The 19,776-nt window shown below is 34.4% G+C and carries 15 protein-coding genes; 14 read left to right on the top strand and 1 reads right to left on the bottom strand.

The genetic code is table 11. The features are described 5' to 3' along the window. Positions 1 to 4: 4 nt before the first annotated feature. Genes NQ163_RS10130 through NQ163_RS10075 form a run of 12 tightly spaced genes read left to right on the top strand, consistent with a single transcriptional unit; the run spans position 5 to position 14,586 of the window. Positions 5 to 748 carry a TolC family protein gene (locus tag NQ163_RS10130; RefSeq protein WP_268190226.1) on the top strand — a complete coding sequence of 248 codons (744 nt, stop codon included), beginning with the start codon at positions 5 to 7 and terminating at the stop codon, positions 746 to 748. A gap of 5 nt (positions 749 to 753) precedes the next feature. Then, on the top strand, positions 754 to 2,964 hold the full coding sequence (locus tag NQ163_RS10125) for a GumC family protein (RefSeq protein ID WP_268190225.1): 2,211 nt from the start codon (positions 754 to 756) through the stop codon (positions 2,962 to 2,964). Positions 2,965 to 2,971: 7 nt separating this feature from the next. Continuing rightward, positions 2,972 to 4,516 carry a lipopolysaccharide biosynthesis protein gene (locus NQ163_RS10120; RefSeq protein WP_268190224.1) on the top strand — a complete coding sequence of 515 codons (1,545 nt, stop codon included), beginning with the start codon at positions 2,972 to 2,974 and terminating at the stop codon, positions 4,514 to 4,516. A 38-nt stretch (positions 4,517 to 4,554) separates the two neighbouring features. Further along, positions 4,555 to 5,697 carry a polysaccharide pyruvyl transferase family protein gene (locus NQ163_RS10115; RefSeq protein WP_268190223.1) on the top strand — a complete coding sequence of 381 codons (1,143 nt, stop codon included), beginning with the start codon at positions 4,555 to 4,557 and terminating at the stop codon, positions 5,695 to 5,697. Positions 5,698 to 5,711: 14 nt separating this feature from the next. Continuing rightward, positions 5,712 to 7,193, top strand: coding sequence for an O-antigen ligase family protein (locus tag NQ163_RS10110; RefSeq protein WP_268190222.1), 1,482 nt, complete (start codon positions 5,712 to 5,714; stop codon positions 7,191 to 7,193). Next, on the top strand, positions 7,190 to 8,101 hold the full coding sequence (locus NQ163_RS10105; RefSeq protein ID WP_268190221.1) for a glycosyltransferase family 2 protein: 912 nt from the start codon (positions 7,190 to 7,192) through the stop codon (positions 8,099 to 8,101). The genes NQ163_RS10110 and NQ163_RS10105 overlap by 4 nt, the downstream gene beginning before the upstream one ends. 36 nt (positions 8,102 to 8,137) lie before the next feature. Next, positions 8,138 to 9,343 (top strand): glycosyltransferase, encoded by a 1,206-nt coding sequence (locus NQ163_RS10100; RefSeq protein WP_268190220.1) that lies wholly within the window; start codon positions 8,138 to 8,140, stop codon positions 9,341 to 9,343. 33 nt (positions 9,344 to 9,376) lie between these two features. Further along, a complete protein-coding gene (locus tag NQ163_RS10095) occupies positions 9,377 to 10,528 on the top strand; it encodes a glycosyltransferase family 4 protein (RefSeq protein WP_268190219.1) in 1,152 nt (383 codons plus the stop codon). After that, entirely contained in the window at positions 10,521 to 11,711 is a 1,191-nt protein-coding gene (locus tag NQ163_RS10090; RefSeq protein WP_268190218.1) for a glycosyltransferase, read from the top strand. Before NQ163_RS10095 ends, NQ163_RS10090 begins: the two co-directional genes overlap by 8 nt. Next, positions 11,708 to 12,325, top strand: a complete 618-nt coding sequence (locus tag NQ163_RS10085; protein WP_268190217.1) for an acyltransferase — start codon at positions 11,708 to 11,710, stop codon at positions 12,323 to 12,325. The genes NQ163_RS10090 and NQ163_RS10085 overlap by 4 nt, the downstream gene beginning before the upstream one ends. A 6-nt stretch (positions 12,326 to 12,331) precedes the next feature. Next, a complete protein-coding gene (locus tag NQ163_RS10080) occupies positions 12,332 to 13,393 on the top strand; it encodes an acyltransferase family protein (protein ID WP_268190216.1) in 1,062 nt (353 codons plus the stop codon). 5 nt (positions 13,394 to 13,398) lie between these two features. After that, a complete protein-coding gene (locus NQ163_RS10075) occupies positions 13,399 to 14,586 on the top strand; it encodes a glycosyltransferase family 2 protein (protein ID WP_268190215.1) in 1,188 nt (395 codons plus the stop codon). 296 nt (positions 14,587 to 14,882) lie between these two features. On the opposite strand, the gene NQ163_RS10070 is transcribed toward NQ163_RS10075, so the two are convergent. Then, the gene (locus NQ163_RS10070; RefSeq protein ID WP_268190214.1) at positions 14,883 to 16,010 is read right to left on the bottom strand and encodes a hybrid sensor histidine kinase/response regulator; all 1,128 of its coding nucleotides are present in this window, start codon (positions 16,008 to 16,010) and stop codon (positions 14,883 to 14,885) included. Positions 16,011 to 16,241: 231 nt separating this feature from the next. On the opposite strand from NQ163_RS10070, the gene NQ163_RS10065 reads away from it, so the two are divergent. Both NQ163_RS10065 and NQ163_RS10060 read left to right on the top strand, forming a co-directional pair. Further along, positions 16,242 to 16,784, top strand: coding sequence for a heme NO-binding domain-containing protein (locus NQ163_RS10065; RefSeq protein ID WP_268190213.1), 543 nt, complete (start codon positions 16,242 to 16,244; stop codon positions 16,782 to 16,784). Then, a complete protein-coding gene (locus tag NQ163_RS10060; protein ID WP_268190212.1) occupies positions 16,781 to 19,753 on the top strand; it encodes an ATP-binding protein in 2,973 nt (990 codons plus the stop codon). Before NQ163_RS10065 ends, NQ163_RS10060 begins: the two co-directional genes overlap by 4 nt. Positions 19,754 to 19,776: the final 23 nt, after the last annotated feature.

Here is a 19,776-nt window from a genome sequence, read left to right as displayed (position 1 = left end):
CTTAATGAGAGGATATATTACAAGAATATCATTTTCCCTTTTGATTATGAGTTTATCGATTATTAGTAATGCTCAGGTTTCTGAGGTAATTGATAAAGAATTGAACTTGCATAATTTAAAAACTAAGATTATTCCATTAGGTCAATTGCTTGATTCAGCAGTAATACATTCTCCATTACTCAAAATGATAGATGCTGATATTTTAATTCAGGATTTGAAAATAAAATCAGAAAAGAAAGATTGGCTGTCTTACTTTAGTGTTACAGGTTCTGCTAAATATGGGATGTTTGATAATCTCATAATTAATGAATCATTGGGAGATGAATCTACAGGAACTACCAATGCAAAACAACAGAGGTACAGTGTTGGATTATCTTTAAAAATACCTTTCAGCTCAATTTTTGATAATGTTGATCGTGAGGTTGCCATAAGTGAGAAGATGAAGCTGCAGTATCAGAAAGATAAAGTAGTCTCTGAACTTAGAAAATTGGTAGTTACACAATATGGGAATTTGCTGAGAGCGCATGCCAAATTGATTATTAAAACATCAGAGTTGGAAACAATGAAGATGCAGATGGCAGATGCTGAAATCAATTATAAAAATGGAAAAATTCCATTGGCTGATTATTCAAAACAGAAAAGTCAGTTGTTAAATCTACGTTTGGAATGCGAGGAAATAAGAATAGAATTTACTGTAGCCATTCACCTGTTGCAAGAAACCATTGGTATTAAATTGAATTTAAATTAGATATTTTGAACATTATATACTTCATACGACTGCTGTTAAAACATTACTTGATTCTAATTTTAGGTCCGGTAATGTTATTTGCTTTGATATTTCATTTAACAAAGGATGAGCCTAAGGTTTATACATCTCGTACCAAAATATATACAGGAATAGCAACAGGTGCAAATTTAACCTCGTTGGAAAGCTCAAAAGTAGACAGGCAATCTACAATAACAGCTTTCGATAACCTTATAAATGTCATCAATTCAAGGGGAACTGCAGAAGAAGTTGGTCTTCGCTTGTTTGTACATCACATGCTTCTTGATAAACCAACAAAGGAAATTATATCCAGAGAATCGTATAAGAAAATTAAACGAATTGTTCCTGACGAAGTGTCTCAATTGGTGGTTGAAGGAAATTATGAAGAAACCTACAAGAATTTTTTGAATTATAAGAATAAAGATTTTGAGAATTTTATTTACGAATTATCTTATTTGAATCATCCAGTGTATAGTTTTGAGAAAATTCTTTCGAAACTAAAGGTAAGACGCCTCTACTCAAGTGACATGATTGAGATAAGTTACAAATCCAATGATCCTGGAATTTGTAAACAAACATTACAGATTTTTAATGAAGTATTTGTCGAAAAATATTCTTCAATCAAACTTGTTCAATCGGATGCAATATTAAAATATTTCCAAAACCAATTGGATGATGCGCAGTTGAAGTTGGATAATGCTGAAGATCAACTGCTAAAATTTAATAAGCAGAATAATATTATCAACTACTACGAACAATCTGAGCACATTACCATTCAGAAAGAGCGATTTGCAGCCTATTATAATGAGTTAAAAATGGAGTTGAAGGCTTCAGAGGCTGTTTTGAAAGTGCTGGAAGACAAATTAACGGTACAACAAAAGAAAGAGTTGAATAATACTGAAATCATCAAGCTTCGTAATCAAATAGCTGAGCTGAATATCGAAATTTCTGTAAAGGATTATCAGGCTGAGTTTGATACCATATCGGATACCCACTATCAGGATGAAATTGCTGTAATGAGAGCAAAGTCGTTTGAGCTTCAGGAAAAATTAAGAAATTCAATCAATCAGGCATACTTTATAGATCATTCAGTTGATGGAATTAATTCCACATCAGTTCTGAATCAATGGTTGGTTAATGTGGTGGCTTATGAATCGACTCGTGCAAAAATGTTGGTGGGCGATGAAAAAAACAAGGAATTTGAAAGATTGGTGAAGGAATATGCTCCCAAAGGAGCAACAATGAAAAGACTGGAACGAAAAATTGATATTGCTGAGAAAGAGTACCTTTCCATTTTGCATAGTTTGAATGTTGCAAAATTGAAACAACAGAATTTGGAGTTGAACACCAACTTAAAGGTTTCTGAAGAACCAAACTTTCCATTAAAATCGGAACCGAGCAAACGAAAAATACTATTGTTGATAGGTATGATGATTGGATTTTTCATTCCTGCTTTTGTGATAATAGCGCTTGACTTTTTAAATCCTAATATTCGCAATGTTGCCAATGCACAGAAGTTAACCAAGCTTAGTGTAATTTCTACTTTTCCTAATATGCTTAAGAAAGCCCGTAGACGTGATTATGCAGAATTAAAGCGATTGTCAGTAAACAAACTTTTCCAGGGAATTTTTAATCTGGTAAACGGTATTGAAACTAAGGGGCCAATAAAAGCAATTATTTATAGTACTCAAGATGGTGAAGGGAAGACCTGTTTAGGTAATTTTTTATTGGAACACATGAAAACGAAAGGGTTCAAGTGTTTGTTGATAAATCATAAGGAAAATAACGAAGATTCTAACTTAGAGCAGCTTGTTTTTGATGCCGATGGTGAAACTTTAAAATGTACTTCGGTAAATAATCTTGTAGAAAATAAAAATGTGGAATTGTCTGCATACGATTTTGTATTGGTTGAAATTCCATCAATAAATTTAAATAACTATCCAGTAAAATTATTCTCGGACGCAGACCTTGCATTGCTTACCCTTAGAGCTAATCGCAGTTGGAGTAATGCTGATAAAAATGCATTGGCAAAACTAGAAAAGCAAACAGAACACTTAAAACAAGGAGTAATTCTGAATGGAGCGGACTTGGATGAGATGGAGAAAATGATAGGTGAAATTCCAGGAAAAAGAACTGTTATTAGAAGGTTCATAAAGAAAGTAATCTCTTTTCAGATTTATTCTAAAAAATTAAAATAATTAGGCTATGCAAATAAATCAGTTAAAAGCAGGAGCACTACTTTCCTATGGAATACTTGGTTTGAGTAACCTGGTTGCATTGTTCTACACTCCATACATGTTACGCATGATGGGGCAGAGTGAGTATGGTTTGTATGCAATTGTGGCTTCAATAATGGCTTATTTAACTGTGTTGGATTTTGGTTTGGGAAATACCATTGTAAGGTATACTGCCAAATTCAGAGCTGAAGGAAAACTTAAGGAGTTAAATTCCATGTATGGAATGTTTGTTTTGGTTTATTCAGCAATTGGTTTACTGGTTGTTGCATTAGGCATTGCATTGTATTTTAACATCGATTTTTTTTACGGAGATAGCTTAAGTTCGGAAGAGTTATACAAGGTTGAGGTAATGATTTTGCTGATGACCTTTAATTTGGGAATTACTTTTCCGTTAACCATTTTTAATTCAATTATTACTGCATACGAAAAATTTGTTTTTCAACGACTTTTACGAATAGGATACATTGTTTTTAATACATCAATAATGATATTGTTATTGATGATGGGCTATAGAGCAATTGGTATGGTTGCTTTGATGACAGTCTTAAATGTGATTATACAGGTTTCCAATTTCTGCTACTGTAGATATGGAATTAAAATTAAGGTGCGCTTTAAAGGCTTTCAAAAAGATTTGTTTAAAGAAATTGCCGGGTATTCATTTTTTATTTTCCTGGGTGTAATTGTAGATCGCTTGTATTGGAGCTCAGGGCAATTGATTTTGGGGGCCAAAGTAGGTACGGCAGCAGTTGCAGTTTTCGCCGTAGCCATTCAATTACAGCAAATGTATCGTAATTTCTCAACTGCTATTCCTGGAGTATTCTTGCCTAAGGTAACAGCTATGGCTACCAAGCAATCATCCGAAAAGGAAATATCCGATTTGTTCATTCGTACTGGTCGTATTCAATTTATAATATTGTCCTTAATTCTGTGTGGGTTTATTCTATTTGGTCAGCAGTTTGTGATTATTTGGGCCGGTGCCGATTATGCTCAAACCTATATTATTGCTTTGCTATTAATTGTTCCATTAACTGTTCCTTTAATCCAAAATATTGGAATTACCATTCTGTTGGCACGCAACAAAGTAAAATTTCGATCACTTTTTTATTTGGGATTAGCTTCTTTTAGTGTGGTGTTGCAATTGATTCTTGTTGATAAGTTTCAGGGAATTGGTAGTGCCGTTGCCATTGCTATAGGTATGATATTAGGTCAATGGATTGGCATGAACATCTATTACTATAAAAAGGAAAAAATCGATATTCCACGTTTTTGGAAAGAGATTGGTAGAATGGCTCTTGCTCCCTTTGTGCTTAGTTTGCTTGTCTTTATAACGTTAAGATGGATCGAGTTAGATTCATTACTAAAACTTGCGCTTGGAATAGTGTGTTTTGTAGCTGTTTATCTACCTGTTTTTTGGAAAATGTCGATGAATGAATACGAAAAGAATTTGATTTATAGTCCGGTACAAAAGGTGTTGGCAAAACTGAAAGGTAAAATGCCTGCTAAATTGGTTTAGACTGATAAAAATAAAGAATATAATTAATCAATAATAATATGAAGATAGGAATCGTAACATTACCATTTAATTCCAATTATGGAGGTATTTTGCAAGCCTACGCATTGCAATCTGTCTTGAAGAAAATGGGGCACAAGGTGCTTACGGTAAATAGAACCTCGAAAGGAGAATCCTGGATGTTTAAAACCCTATCATTTGGAAAAAGGTTTGTACAGAGATATTGTTTTGGGAAGAAGGTTGTTGTGAGAACCTGGCCAACCAAGAAGGAGGCAATCCTTATTGCGCAACATACCCGTAAATTTATTGATGAGCACATTGAACTAACCAATTGTTTAAATTCAGAGAAGGATTTTAAGACTTTGCAAGAACAGAAGTTTGATGCATGGGTAGTTGGAAGTGATCAGGTGTGGAGACCAAAGTATTCCCCGGACATAGCAAATCATTATTTAGGATTTTTACCCAAAAATGAAGGTTCCAAGAAAATCTCTTATGCTGCTTCATTTGGAGTTGATTCCTGGGAATATTCAAATAAAGAAACAGCAGCCTGTAAAAAATTAATTGAACAATTTGATGCTGTTGGGGTTCGTGAATTATCTGGTATTGATTTGTGCGAAAAGTACTTTAATATCAAAGCTGATCAATTTCTGGATCCAACCATGCTGGTTGAAAAAGAGGAATATATACAATTGGTTGAAAACGATAAGTTACCAGTACATAATAAAAAGCTTCTTACCTACATCCTCGATAGAAATCCAAGGGTTCTAAAAATGGTTGAAATGGTTGAAAAACAATTGGGACTTGAGGCTTTTTCTACCATGCCAAAGAATTTCTTTAGAAATGTTGGTAGAAAGAAACTGGATCAATGTATTTGTCCAAAAGTAACACATTGGATAAAAGGTTTTATGGATGCTGAATTTGTGATCACAGATTCGTTTCATGGTACTGTATTTTGTATCATTTTCAACAAACCATTCTTTGCCTTGGGGAACAAGAAAAGAGGAATGTCGCGCTTTACTACATTGCTTAAGATTTTTGGTTTGGAGGATCGATTGATTACGGAGATTGATGATTCAATAGAACTGAAACTACAGGAAAAAATAGATTTTGATAGAGTTAATAAAGTACTCGATGCAGAAAAGAAAAGATCGATTGACTATTTAAGATCTTCTTTGAATTCTTAATGAGATAATATTCTATGAGTAAATTAATGAAATATCACCCATTTATGGAGGAAAAAGGGGCTGGTTTATTGGCTAAGCCGATTCCTTTTTTCCTGATGATAATTTCATTGTTAGGAATGGGATATCTGGCAAGCGGAGGTATTGTAAACGGAATGGGTATTATTGCAATGCCACTGGTTTTAACTTATATCTATTTCATCTGCTTAAACCCCAAAATAGCACTTATTGGGATGTTTATTCTCAATTATTTCATTCTTGGATTTGCTCGTTACGTAAAAGGAATTCCTTATGGAATGGTAATTGATTTTCATTTGTTTCTTGCTTTACTTGTGCTCTTTTTTCAATCCTTTTTCAAGGATGTTCATTGGGAAAAAGCAAAGAACCCATTGTTTGCTTTAGCCATTATTTGGTTTGGCTGGATTGTTTTTCAGTTGTTTAATCCAATGGCAACAGCTCGTCCACTTTGGTTTCAATCCATGCGTGGAATAGGTCTTTATATGTTTTTAATTATTCCATTGGTTTTTATCCTGTTTGATAAAATTAAAGACTTGGATCGATTTTTTAAGATTTGGGCGGTATTGGCCATTTTTGCCTCCATTAAAGGAATAGTGCAAAAGCACGTTGGTCTTGATCCCTGGGAACAGGCTTGGTTAAATGGACCGGGAAGTGATACCCATCTTTTATTTGGCAAGCTGCGGGTATTCTCCTTTTTTACAGATGCTGGTCAGTTTGGAGGATCGCAAGGACATGCTGGAGTGATCTTCTCAATTTTGGCATTAAATGAAAAAAAATCTAAGAAAACCAGGTTGTTGTATGCTATAGCAGGAGGTTTGGCTTTGTTTGGAATGATGATTTCCGGAACCAGAGGAGCGATTGCAGTACCAATTATGGGATTCGGCCTTTATACTGTTTTGCGAAAAAATGTAAAAGTGATGATCGCAGGTGCTATCCTGGGAATTTCGGTTTTGGTGTTTTTTAAGTATACAACAATTGGGAATGGAAATTATACCATAAACCGCATGCGAACGGCTTTTAATCCGGAAGATAAATCATTGCAGGTGCGTTTGGAAAATCAACGTAAATTAAAAAATTACATGGCTTCTCGTCCTATTGGTACAGGGCTTGGTTCCACAACCGGAGCAGCAAAAAGATATGCTCCGGGTTCATTGGCTGCTCAAGTTCCGACTGATAGCTGGTACGTTATGATATGGGTGGAACAAGGAATTGTAGGTTTGTTTTTGCACCTGTTTATTCTCCTGTTTATTGTGTTGAAAAGCTCATATGTCATTTTCTTTAGGCTAAAAGACCCTTGGGTCAAGGCTCAGATGAGTGCTTTGGTTGCAGGAATTTGGGGAATTATGGTAGCCTCGTATGGAAATGCAGTACTGGGGCAATTGCCAACAGGACCAATTGTGTATGCGTCAATGGCCTTTTTATATATGGCTGAAAAATTTGATAAGGAAGTAGAGAAATCACCTGAAATTCAGCAGTTATGAAAGAATATCCAAAAGTTTCGATTATCACCGTAAATTATAATCAGGCACAAGTTACCTGTGAGTTTTTACAAAGCCTAAAGAAGGTGACTTATCCAAATTACGAAGTAATTGTTGTGGATAATGCTTCGCCTACAGAAGATCCTGCACCCATTGTGAACAATTATCCAGAGATCATTTTTATTAAATCAGAAAAAAACCTTGGTTTTGCGGGAGGTAATAATTTAGGAGTTAGAAAATCAACAGGAGAGTATTTGTTGTTTATTAATAATGATACCGAGGTGGAGCCAGACTTTTTAGAACCCATGATTGAAAAATTTCAGAATGATGAAAATATTGGGATGATGAGCCCTAAAATTCGATTTCATCATACGCCAGATACCATTCAATATGCCGGTTATACTCCTATGAATCCATTTACAATGCGCCAACATTTAATTGGTTTTAGAAAGGTTGATAATGGACAGTTTGATGATCCGGGATTTACCTACAGCATTCATGGAGCTGCAATGATGGTACCTAGAAAAGTGATTGAGGAAGTTGGCATGATGACAGAGGTGTTTTTTCTTTATTATGAAGAACATGATTGGTGTGCCAGGGTAAAAAAAGCAGGATATAAAGTTTACTATCAGCCAAAATCATTGGTGTTTCATAAGGAATCGATATCTACAGGAAAAGATAGTCCTTTAAAGATTTACTATATCTCCAGAAATAGAATTGTTTATGCACGAAGAAATTCAAAAGGGTGGATTTTACTTTTCAATTTAATCTATCTGACTTTAATTACTGTTCCCAAGAATACTTTAAAGTATCTCCTTGCCATTCGATTTGATTTGTTGAGGTCATTTTACAAAGCCATGTTTTGGAATATCTATCATTATAAAGGAATACATGATAATCCTGCACTATAATGTTTCTTAAACTACGAACTTAAAAATATTACTTATATGACTATACTTACTGATATTATACACATCCTTGAATATACTATTTTAATCTATTTTGGATTTGGGGCAATTTATATTCTAATTTTTGCACTTGCTTCAATGATAAAATACAAACCAATTGGGAAAAAAGATATCAGGCAAAGAAAAACAGCGGTTTTGATTCCCGGATATAAAGAAGATGCTGTTATTGTAGATGTGGCAAAACAGGCAATGATTCAGTCCTACAGTAAAGAACAATTCGATGTTGTTGTAATTGCCGATTCGTTTCAATCTGAAACTTTACAGAAGCTAAATGGCTTACCAATAAAAGTGATTGAGGTGAGTTTTGTAAAAAGTACAAAATCAAAGGCATTGAACAAGGCTATGGAAATATTGGGTGACAATTATGAAATAGCTTGTGTTTTAGATGCAGATAATATCATGGCGGAAGATGTTTTGGAAAGAATCAATGAGGCTTTCGAAAATGGATACAAAGTGGTGCAAGGCCATAGAGTTGCCAAAAATTTTAATACTTCCTTTGCCATATTAGATGCAGTTAGCGAAGAGCTAAATAATAATATTTTCCGCAAGGGACATCGTGTACTTGGCTTGTCATCAGCTTTAATCGGGTCGGGAATGGCTTTCGATTATGCTTTTTTTAAGAGTACTATGAAGCAGGTGAATGCTGTAGGAGGTTTTGATAAAGAGTTAGAGTTACGTTTGCTTAAGGACAAACAAAAGATAGAGTACTTGCCGGATGCCATCGTTTATGATGAAAAAATCCAGAAATCAGATGCTTTTGCCAATCAAAGAAAAAGATGGCTTTCCGCACAGTTCGTTTATTTCCGCAGATATGCTCTTTCAGGTTTGTTTCATTTGATTTTTAAAGGAAATATTGACTTTTTCGATAAAGTTTACCAAATGATTTCTCCTCCACGCATTCTACTTTTGGGCCTGGTAGGAATCATGACAATTGCGTATTGGATGATTGAATTGCTTGTTCCAAATGCGATTCAGCTTGCGGTAACTCCATTATACTGGACGATTGTTTGTGGAATTACCATTGTGGCATTCGCTTTTGGTATACCACGTAAATTCTACAATAAAGAAACTCTAATGGCGATACTTTCACTGCCTAAGGCTTTCCTTATCATGTTTGCTTCCCTTTTTAAGTTGAAAGGAGCAAATAAAAAGTTTATACATACCCAACATGGGCAACAAGCTTAATGATTAAAAACTGACTACTAACATAAGTTGCGTATGAAAATTGCGATAGAAGGACAAAGACTATTTCGAACCAAGAAGCACGGTATGGATATGGTGGCTTTGGAGTTGATTCGAAACCTGCAGAAAATAGATAAGAAAAATGAGTACATCGTATTTGTAAAACCCGATGAGGACAAATGTCTGCAGGATACAGAAAATTTTAAGATTGTAGAGTTAAAAGGAGGACCTTATCCGGTTTGGGAGCAATGGGCTTTACCGCGGGCTGTAGAAAAGTATGGTTGTGATGTATTGCATTGCACAAGTAACACAGCGCCTATGTTTGGCAAAACTCCTTTGGTAGTTATTTTGCATGATATTATTTACCTGGAGAGTGTAAGTATCCTAAAAAAAGCAGGATCCTGGTATCAAAAGTTTGGTAACATGTATCGTCGATGGGTTGTACCTCATGTTGTAAAAAGAAGCAAAAAAGTAGTTACGGTATCCAATTATGAGAAAGAAAGGATAGCGAAGTTCTTTGGTTTTGGTAAGGAAAAATTAACTGCGATATACAATGGAGTAGGAGAGCATTTTAAGAAAGTTACCGATGAGGCATATCTAAAATCCATAAAGGAGAAATACAATTTGCCTGATGATTTTTTCTTTTTCCTTGGAAATACGGATCCTAAGAAGAATACAAAGGGCGTTTTGGAGGCTTTTGCTGATTTTAATACACAATCATCAAAAACTTACAAGCTGGTAATGTTGGATTACGATAAGGCGGAATTAAAACGCTTGCTTGACGAAATTGGGCATCCGGAGCAATTTGAAAATATATTTTTAACAGGATATGTTCCCAATATTGAAATGCCGGCAATTATTAATCAATGCAAATTGTTTTTGTATCCATCCTTACGTGAAAGTTTTGGTATTCCAATTTTGGAAGGAATGGCTTGTGGAGTTCCTGTAATTACATCTAATACATCATCGATGCCTGAAGTGGCAGGAGATGCGGCTTGTATTGTTGATCCTCATAAACCTGAGGAGATAACACGAGCCATGCAACGAATTCTTATTGACGACGATTATCGCAATGAGCTTTGCAAAAAAGGCATGGAGCGAGCGAGTCATTTTTCTTGGAAGCGAATGGCTGAGGAGAATCTTAAACTGTATAAGGAATTAACCTTAAAAGAGGATATTTATGCTTAAAGGAGAAAACATTGTTTGTATTTCCAATACCACATGGTATGGCGAATATACTAAATCTACCGTGCAATTGATGAGTCTTTTAGCTAAGGATAACAATGTACTCTTTGTTGAATACCCTTTTACCTGGAAAGATATTATAAATACATGGCGTAAAAAGCAGAAGGCTCCAGTAATGAGAATGCTGGGTTTAAAACCCACATGTGAACAGATATCTACTAATGGCAACGGAAATGTATACCATTTGGTTTCGCCGCCGGTTCTGCCTGTTGACTTTATAAAGATTGATGGTATTTTCAAGATTTTTTTTGGCTTTAATACTTTCCTTTATCGCAAAAGGTTAAAAAGAAAATTGAAGCAATTGGGCTTAAAGGATCCAATTGTAGTAACTGCTTATAATCCTTTTTACGGATTATCTATGGTGGGTAAACTTGATGAGAAGCTTAATGTTTACTACTGTTATGATGGAATGGGTACTCGTCGTCATGGAAAAAGAATTTTCCCGATGGATCGCAAGTTTTCGACAGTTGTTGACGGAATCGTTGTTACATCTGATTATTTAAAAGAAGATAAAAAGGAATTTAACTCCAATAGTTATGTGGTTAAAAATGGAGTAGACTTTTCTCTTTTCAATCAATTTGCCAAAAAGGCAGTCAAGGATAAGGAGCGTAAAATTGTGGGATATATCGGAAGTATGGATCATCGATTTGATATTGACACGGTGGAATATGCAGTTCAAAATCTAAAGGATTTTGATTTCGAATTTACTGGTAATCTGAGAAATAAAGAGATAAAGGAAAGATTAGGAAAATATCAGAATGTGAAGTTTTTTCCTGCGGTTCAGCCGGGTGAAGTTCCAGCATTGCTAGCAAAATCGGATGTGGGAATTATTCCATATTTGATGAATGATATCAACAAAAATATTTACCCTCTGAAAATCAATGAATATCTGTCGGTAGGAGTGCCAGTTGTGATGAATGCATTTGCTCATTTACCAGAGTTTGATACGCAAGTCTCTGTTGCAAAAAATAAGGAAGAATTTGTGAAGAGTTTGTTATCGGAGGTTAATAATGATAGCGATGAACGAATTCAAAATCGCATACAGGTGGCCTCTCAAAACTCTTGGCAAGCAAAGGCTGTTGAATTTGCCGATGTTGTAGAAACTTTGATGAATAAGAAGCTATGATTGAAAAGATAAAAAGTAATCCCAGGCTCAAAGCATTTGTTCTTTGGAGCATTGCACCCAAACGAAATCCAAAGCCTCGCTTGTGGGTGAAATGGTTTGTAAATCCTTTTATTCATAAAAAAGGGAAGGGAGCTACTATCAGAAGGCGTAGCCGAATTGATGTATTTCCATGGAATCGATTTGAAATAGGAAAATTAACAACCATAGAAGATTTTTGTACGGTAAACAATGGTTCTGGACATGTGTTGTTGGGGGATCGGGTTAGAGTTGGAATAGGTTCAGTAATTATTGGACCAGTTACTATGGGAAGTGGATCAGGATTGGGACAGCATGTTTTTGTGGCAGGATTTAATCATGGATATAGCGATGGAGGTAAAAACTCTAGTCAACAGCCTTTAGATATTAAGCCAACAGTTATTGAAGAAGAAGCACATATAGGTGCAAATTCGGTTGTTGTTGCAGGGGTAACCATTGGTAAAAGAAGCCAGGTTGGAGCTGGCAGCGTGGTAACAAAAGATATCCCGCCATTTTGTGTTGCTGTGGGTAATCCCGCCAAGGTTGTGAAACGATTCAATCATGAGAAAGAAATTTGGGAAAGAGTTAGCGAAAATTAAAGACTTATGACTACTACTTTAAAAAAAGATACTTCGATTGAAACCTTAAGAGGTTTGGCCATCATTTTGGTGGTAATCGGTCATGTGATTGGTTCTGATTCTGATGGAGGTATGAAGGTGGCAGATGACTCATTTTTAAGACATTTCTATTTTACTTTTGAATATCTGCGAATGCCACTTTTTACTGTAATTTCAGGTTGGGTTTATGCTCTTCGGCCAGCAAATTCGGGTAATCTTTTAGGTTTTAACGTAAAGAAAATTAGACGTTTGTTTTTACCACTTATTTTTGTAGGTGGAACTTATTACATATTACAAGCAATTATACCAGGAACCAATTTTTCCTATGATCTTGCTGATATTTGGAGAATATTGATTTTTCCATATACATTCTATTGGTACTTGCAGGCTTTGTTTATCGTATTTTTGGTAATGTCGATGATAGACTCTTTTAAACTGGCAGACTCAGTCAAATCCTGGCTGGTTTTGTTACTGTTTAGCATTGCCGCCTTATACGTAAGAAATAGCTTTATTCCGGAAACATTGCCTAATTATTTTGGCTTTAAAGGAGGATTGTATTTAATGCCATTTTTTGTTTTAGGAGTTGGTATTCAAAGGTTCAAGAATATTTTTGAGAATAAATTATTTAATTGGCTATGTGCTATATTATTGATAGCAGGATTGGTATTTCAACAATTCGTATGGTACGGCATTATTGATTACGAATTAAAGGCAAGCAGTGGAATAGCATTGCTAATTGGCTTAATTGGAGTAATTGTTTGTTTGAGAATTCACTTTACATTTAAATGGCTGGTTTGGATAGGAAGTTATGCTTATACCATTTATTTGTTCCACTCATTTGGTACATCAGGTACAAGAATATTACTTCATAAAATAGGCATTTACCACACTGTTCCGGTCTTTTTATTTTCCCTTTTGGTTGGGATATTCTTACCTGTTATTGTTGAAGAAATTTGCGATAGATTTTCTTTGAGTCGCTTATTGTTTCTCGGGCGAAGTTTAAAAAATCCGAAATCAACACCATTAAAATTAAAAACCACTTCAAACTAAATACTATGAAAACAATAGAGATATTATTTTGGCTGGCCTTATTTATTATTTTTTATTCCTATTTGGGATATGGAATTTTATTGTTTCTGATTATTAAATTAAGAAGGCTGTTTGGCTTAAAGAAAAAATTCACAGGAAACGAAGATTATGAGCCTGAGGTTACTTTGTTTGTAGCAGCATATAACGAAAGGGATTATGTGGATGACAAAGTGAAGAATTCTTTTGGTTTGAATTATCCTAAAGAGAAAGTAAAGCACGTTTGGGTAACCGATGGGTCGGATGATGGAACGCCCGATTTACTTAGAAAATATGATGGAGTTGAGGTGTATCATGAAGATGCCAGAGGGGGTAAAATAGGAGCAATGAACCGTGGGATGCAGTTTGTGAAAACACCAATTGTTATTTTTTCTGATGGAAATACCAATCTGGGAGAAGATTCCATTCAGGAAATTGTAAACTTGTTTAAAGATCCTAAAGTAGGTTGTGTTTCTGGTGAGAAGCGTATTTACCAAAAAGGTGCAGATGCGGCAGCAGGTGCAGGAGAAGGTTTGTATTGGAAATATGAATCGACCCTGAAAAAATGGGATGCCGAGTGGTATTCTGTAGTTGGAGCAGCGGGTGAATTGTTTGCAATCAGAACCGAGCTTTGGCAAGAGGTTGAGAAAGATACTTTGTTGGATGATTTTATCATTTCATTGCGTGTTGCCATGTCGGGGTATACCATCCAGTATAATCCAAATGCTTATGCCATTGAAACAGCATCGGCAAATGTAAAGGAGGAATTAAAAAGAAAAGTTAGAATTTCAGCAGGTGGAATTCAATCAGTTGTTCGATTGGCTCCATTATTAAATCCGTTTAAATATGGAACTTTATCATTCCAATATATTTCGCATAGAGTTTTAAGATGGACATTGACACCCTTGCTGCTTTTGTTTATTCTTCCTATAAATTTTGCATTGGCTTACAATTCGGGAATGAATCCGGAAAATATTTATACACTGTTATTCTTTGGGCAAGTAACATTTTACTCAGCAGCCCTAATTGGTTGGTTTCTGGAAAACAGAAAAATAAAGGTCAAAGCACTATTCGTTCCATATTACTTCTTTATTATGAATTTGTCAGTATACCTTGGATTCAGAAGATATATGAAAGGCAATCAAACGGTAAAATGGGAACGAGCAAAAAGAGGTTAAATTTATATGTGTTGAAACTAACACAATTTCGATACAGGGCAGCTGAAAAGTTTGTCCTGTTTTTTTATTTCAATTTGTTGAATTAGAAAGGTATTTTAAGCTTGTTGAGTAAGAAATGCAATTGATTTAAAAAAAAATCAAAAAAAATAACTCTTGTTGTCACCCAATATTCAATTGTAACTGTTATAGGTATAATTCAAGAGAAAAATTGTTTATCCAGTTAGGCCACAGGCCTGTTTTTTCATAGATAAAAAGCCCCGGGATGTAGTTCGGGGCTTTTTGATATTTGTCAGATTTTAATTTTCGCTCACAGGCAATTGTAAAATTACCTTACTTCCCTCACCAGGTTTACTGTCAATTAGTAATTTCCCATTCATTTTTGTTGCAAAGCAATTGGCTACCTTTAACCCAAGGCCACTGCCAGCTTCACCATTTGTACCATATGTGGATAAATGTTCTTTTTCATCAAATAGTTTCGCAATGTCTTCTGTTGGAATACCAACTCCATTGTCGCTGACAGATATTTTGATATCGCCATTAACAGATTCGGCACTAATATTTATATTTCCACCTTCATGAGTAAATTTAATGGCATTCGACATTACATTCTTAATTATCATTTTAAGCATGTAAGAATCAGTATTAATCTTTAGGTTGTCTTGTACCTTTGGCTCAAAGCTAATGTTTTTGTGTGTCAGGTTTCCTTTAAACATGAAATAAGTACTTTCGAGTAAGCTATCCATTGAAATTTCCTCAGGATGATACTTTAAAATACCACTTTGGGATTTAGCCCAGCCCAATAGGTTTTCAAGTAGTTCTGAAACTTCATCGCTAGATTGAACAAGAGTTGACATGGTTTCCTTGTAATCATTGCTGTTATATTCAAATAACCCTTTTGATAATAAATCCAGAGTCATTTTAATATTGCCCAGAGGCCCTCTTAAATCATGGCCAATTACGGAAAACATACGATCTTTAAGTTCATTTAAATCACTTAGGTGATTTGTTGTGGTTTGCAATTCATCTCTGGTAAACTTAAGTTCCAGGTGAGTCTTAATTCGTATGATTAATTCTTCCTTATTAAAAGGTTTTGTTATGTAATCTACGCCACCCAATTCAAATCCTTTTACGATTTTCGATTTTTCTCCAACAGCGGTTAAAAATATAATTGGGAGGTTTTTATTTTTTTCTTTGGATTTTAGGATTTCACAGACTTCGAAACCATCCATTTCGGGCATCATTACATCCAGTAATATTAAGTCAGGATTGGTTCGTTCAACCAGGTTTAATGCATCTTTTCCATTGGTGGCGATAACAATTTTAAAGTTTAATTCACGCAAAGTTAGCGCAACAATTTTAAGGTTATTTGGGTTGTCATCAACAACCAAAATTGTCGGGGTTTTTCCCGGAATATTGAATTCCATAGGCTTATAAGTAAATTTTTAGTTTTCAGTAGTAATTAAGTGTTTCTTAAATTAAGACAACATCCTTTATTACGATGTTTTTTTGTATAAGGTTTAATTTAATCTAGCTTTTTTTCATTAAAAACAAGCATATATTATAACCATGTTTATGTTCTTACGTATCATTTTTATTACTACTAAAAAGTAGATTTTTTGGTAATACATTTAACTACTTAAATTTATTAACTGCATATGAAAGGATTAGTTTTTTGTGAGTTTTTGGAAATGGTAGAAAAACAGTTTGGATATGAAACTGTCGATCAAATAATAGAAAATACCAACTTGCCTAGTAATGGCATTTATACATCGGTTGGAACTTATTCTCATGAAGAAATGTTTGCTTTGGTAGGTCAGCTAAGTGCAAAAACCCAACTTCCTGTTTCAAAACTATTTTATGCTTATGGGGTTTATGTTTTTGGGATTTTTGGCAAGAAATATAAAGATTTAATAAAAGATCATAATAATGCATTTGATTTTTTGTGTAGAGTAGAGGATACGATTCATGTGCAGGTTTTGAAACTATACCCTGAAGCAGAGTTGCCTAAAATAGAAGTTAGAGGTAGATCTAAGGATTGCTTGGAATTGATTTATACATCTCAACGTAAAATGTCGGATTTTGCAGAAGGATTGATTCAGGGATGTTTGGATCATTTTAAAGAAAAAGCCAGTATAAATACTCAATTGTTGGCTGAAGATAGAAGTGAAGTATTATTTACTATTCAGAAAGAAGCATGAGCAAGGAAACTGATCTTTTGATAAGGAAAATTGAACGGGAGAAACAAGCCAGAAAACAAGCAGAGAAATTGTTGGAAGAGAAGTCTCTCGAGCTCTATAAATCAAATCAACAATTAAAGAAACTCAATAATAAGCTGGAGCATTTAGTTGAGGAGAGGACTCGGAAATTGCAAGAAACAGAGCAAGAGTACTACACTTTAGTTGAAAGTATAACTGATATCATTTGTAAGGTCAATTTAAGAGGAGAGGTAGTTTTTGTAAATCAGATTGCCAGTACCATAATGGGGCAATCAAAAGAAGAACTTATTGGACAGAATGTTTTAAGTTTTATTCCAAGTGAATATAGATCTAAAGTATTTAAATATTTTGCCAGGCAATTTTTTCAAAATAAGTGTATTAGTTACTATGATTTGCCAATTAGAACAAGGAAAAATAATGTTCTTTGGGTTAGAGTAAATGTGCAGTTTACCGAAGATAAGTGTCAGGAATGTGATTTAAAGAGATGCTTTCTTGCAGGTTTAACCGAAGAAGTTGTTTCAAGAAACAATTGTCATTTTAATGAAATAATTGTAGTCGCACATAACATAACTGAACGTCGAAATAATGAGTTGGAAATTGCCAGAAATCTGAGACAACAGGAAATTCTGACAGAAATATCAGTAAATTATAATTCTTTTGCCGATTTTGAATCGAATACGAAGGAAGCTGTCAGGATAATTGGTCAGCATACAGGTGTGAGTCGAGTGTATCTGTTTGAAGACAGTACTGATGGATTATTTACCAGCAATACTTACGAATGGTGTAATGATGGTATAGTACCTCAAATTAAGGATCTTCAGAATATTCCATATGAAATGATTCCTTCTTGGAAAAGAATATTAAATGAAGAAGGGATCGTATTTTCAGAAAAAATTGAAGAATTACCAGAGGATATTCGCGCTATTTTGGAGCCACAAGCAATAAAGTCAATAATTGTTTTGCCATTGATAGAAGCTGGAAATATATTTGGCTTTATCGGTTTTGACGAGTGTGATTCTAATCATAAATGGTCAAAATCAGAATTGGAATTGTTGAGAACGGTGAGTAGTACCATATCAACCGCTTTTCTTCGAAATAGAATCCAAACCGATTTGGTGTTAAGCGAAAGGGAAAACCGAGGAATTATTGATTCGATTCCAGATGAAATTTTAAGGCTGAATAGAGAAGGACAGGTAATATCTTTTAAGTCCAGATGTGAGGATAGTATTTTTGCCAAATTGGATAGATCTGATGTAAATTCAATAGTTGATGTCTTATCGGATGATTTGAGTAACTCGTTTATTTCTTCCATAGAAGAGTGTATCGTAAAAGGCGATTTTGAATTTAATTTTAGTAGCTTCCATCATCATGAAATGCAGTATTTTGAAGCTCGATTTGTGAAGCTTAAATCATCTGAAGTTCTTGTTATTGTAAGAAATGTGACTGAGCTAAAAGCAAAGGAAAAGCAATTGAATATTGCTAAAAATAAGGCAGAGCAGGCTTCAAAGGCAAAATCGGAATTCCTTGCCAATGTATCTCATGAAATTCGTACCCCAATGAATGCCATTTTGGGATTTAGTGAATGGCTACATACCAATGTAGAGAATCAACAACATAAGAATTATCTGCATACCATAATGACGAGTGGTAGAAATCTTTTGGCTCTTATCAATGATATTCTTGATTTATCGAAAATCGAATCGGGAAAGATGAATATTGAGTTGGAACCTATGCAGTGCAAGCTTGTAATAAACCAAATAAAGCAGGTGTTTAAGCAAAAGTTGGAAGCAAACAATTTGGCATTCAATATAAGTGTAGATCATTCCGTTCCACATTACATTTACATGGATGAGGTGAGATTTTATCAGATCCTATTTAACTTGGTAGGCAATGCCATCAAATTTACTTCAAAAGGATACATACATGTTTCTGCTTCTGCTGTAAAGACATCAGACCCAAATTCAATTAATCTAATTTTAAATGTAGAAGATACAGGAATTGGGATAAAAGAAGATCAACAAGAGAATGTATTTAAAGCTTTTACTCAACAAAGTGGTCAAAGTAACAGGTATTATGAGGGGACGGGTTTAGGCTTAACAATAGTAGGTGGTCTTTTAAAGAAATTAAATGGAAAAATTAGCTTAAAAAGTGAGGTAGGAAGAGGATCAAAATTTACCATTAAATTTAAGGATGTAAAAATTGCTGAGGTTTCTGCGGATGAAGATCAAAAAGCAAAAGAGCTTAACGATTTTGTTCTTGAACCATGTAAGATATTGATTGTGGATGATTTGAAATTCAATGTTTTGGTTATGAAGAGAATCATTGAATTTGATAATGTGACATTTTTGGAGGCAGAAAGTGGTGAACAAGCTATTGAGATCATGGAAATGGAACAACCTGATATTGTTTTTATGGATATCAGGATGCCAGGTATGAATGGTTATGATGCTACTGAAGTAATACGTAATAATCCAGACTGGAATCATATCCCTGTGGTAGCATTTACGGCTTCAATCATGAATGATGAGTTAGAACGTATTTACAAACTCTTTGATGAATATTTGCAAAAACCTGTATTCAGAAAAGATGTTTTTGCGGTATTGAAGAAATTTTTAAAAATTAAGTATCTTAATGTTGAAGATAATCAGGTGATTGAAGATGAGGTAAAACTATCAGGAGAATGCATTGCCATCTTGCCTGAAATAATTGATGGATTAGAGAATGGATTTCTTGATGATTGGAAGAAGATCAAAAACGATTTGATAATTTATGAAATTGAAGATTTTAGTAAAAAATTATCAGATTTTGCCTTTAAAAAATCGTGTGTTATACTCGATAATTATTGTAAAGAACTTGATTTGGCAATTCAATCATTCGATATAGAATTAATTGAAAAGCATATCGGGGAATTTGAAACTGTTATTGCTAAGCTGAAAGTATATTTGGAATAAGAAATAAAATAATAGATTTTGTC

This window comes from Marinifilum sp. D737 (assembly GCF_026672275.1).
GTDB lineage: Bacteria > Bacteroidota > Bacteroidia > Bacteroidales > Marinifilaceae > Marinifilum.
Note: the sequence above shows the minus strand (reverse complement) of the source record. Positions and strands in the feature narration are given on the sequence as shown.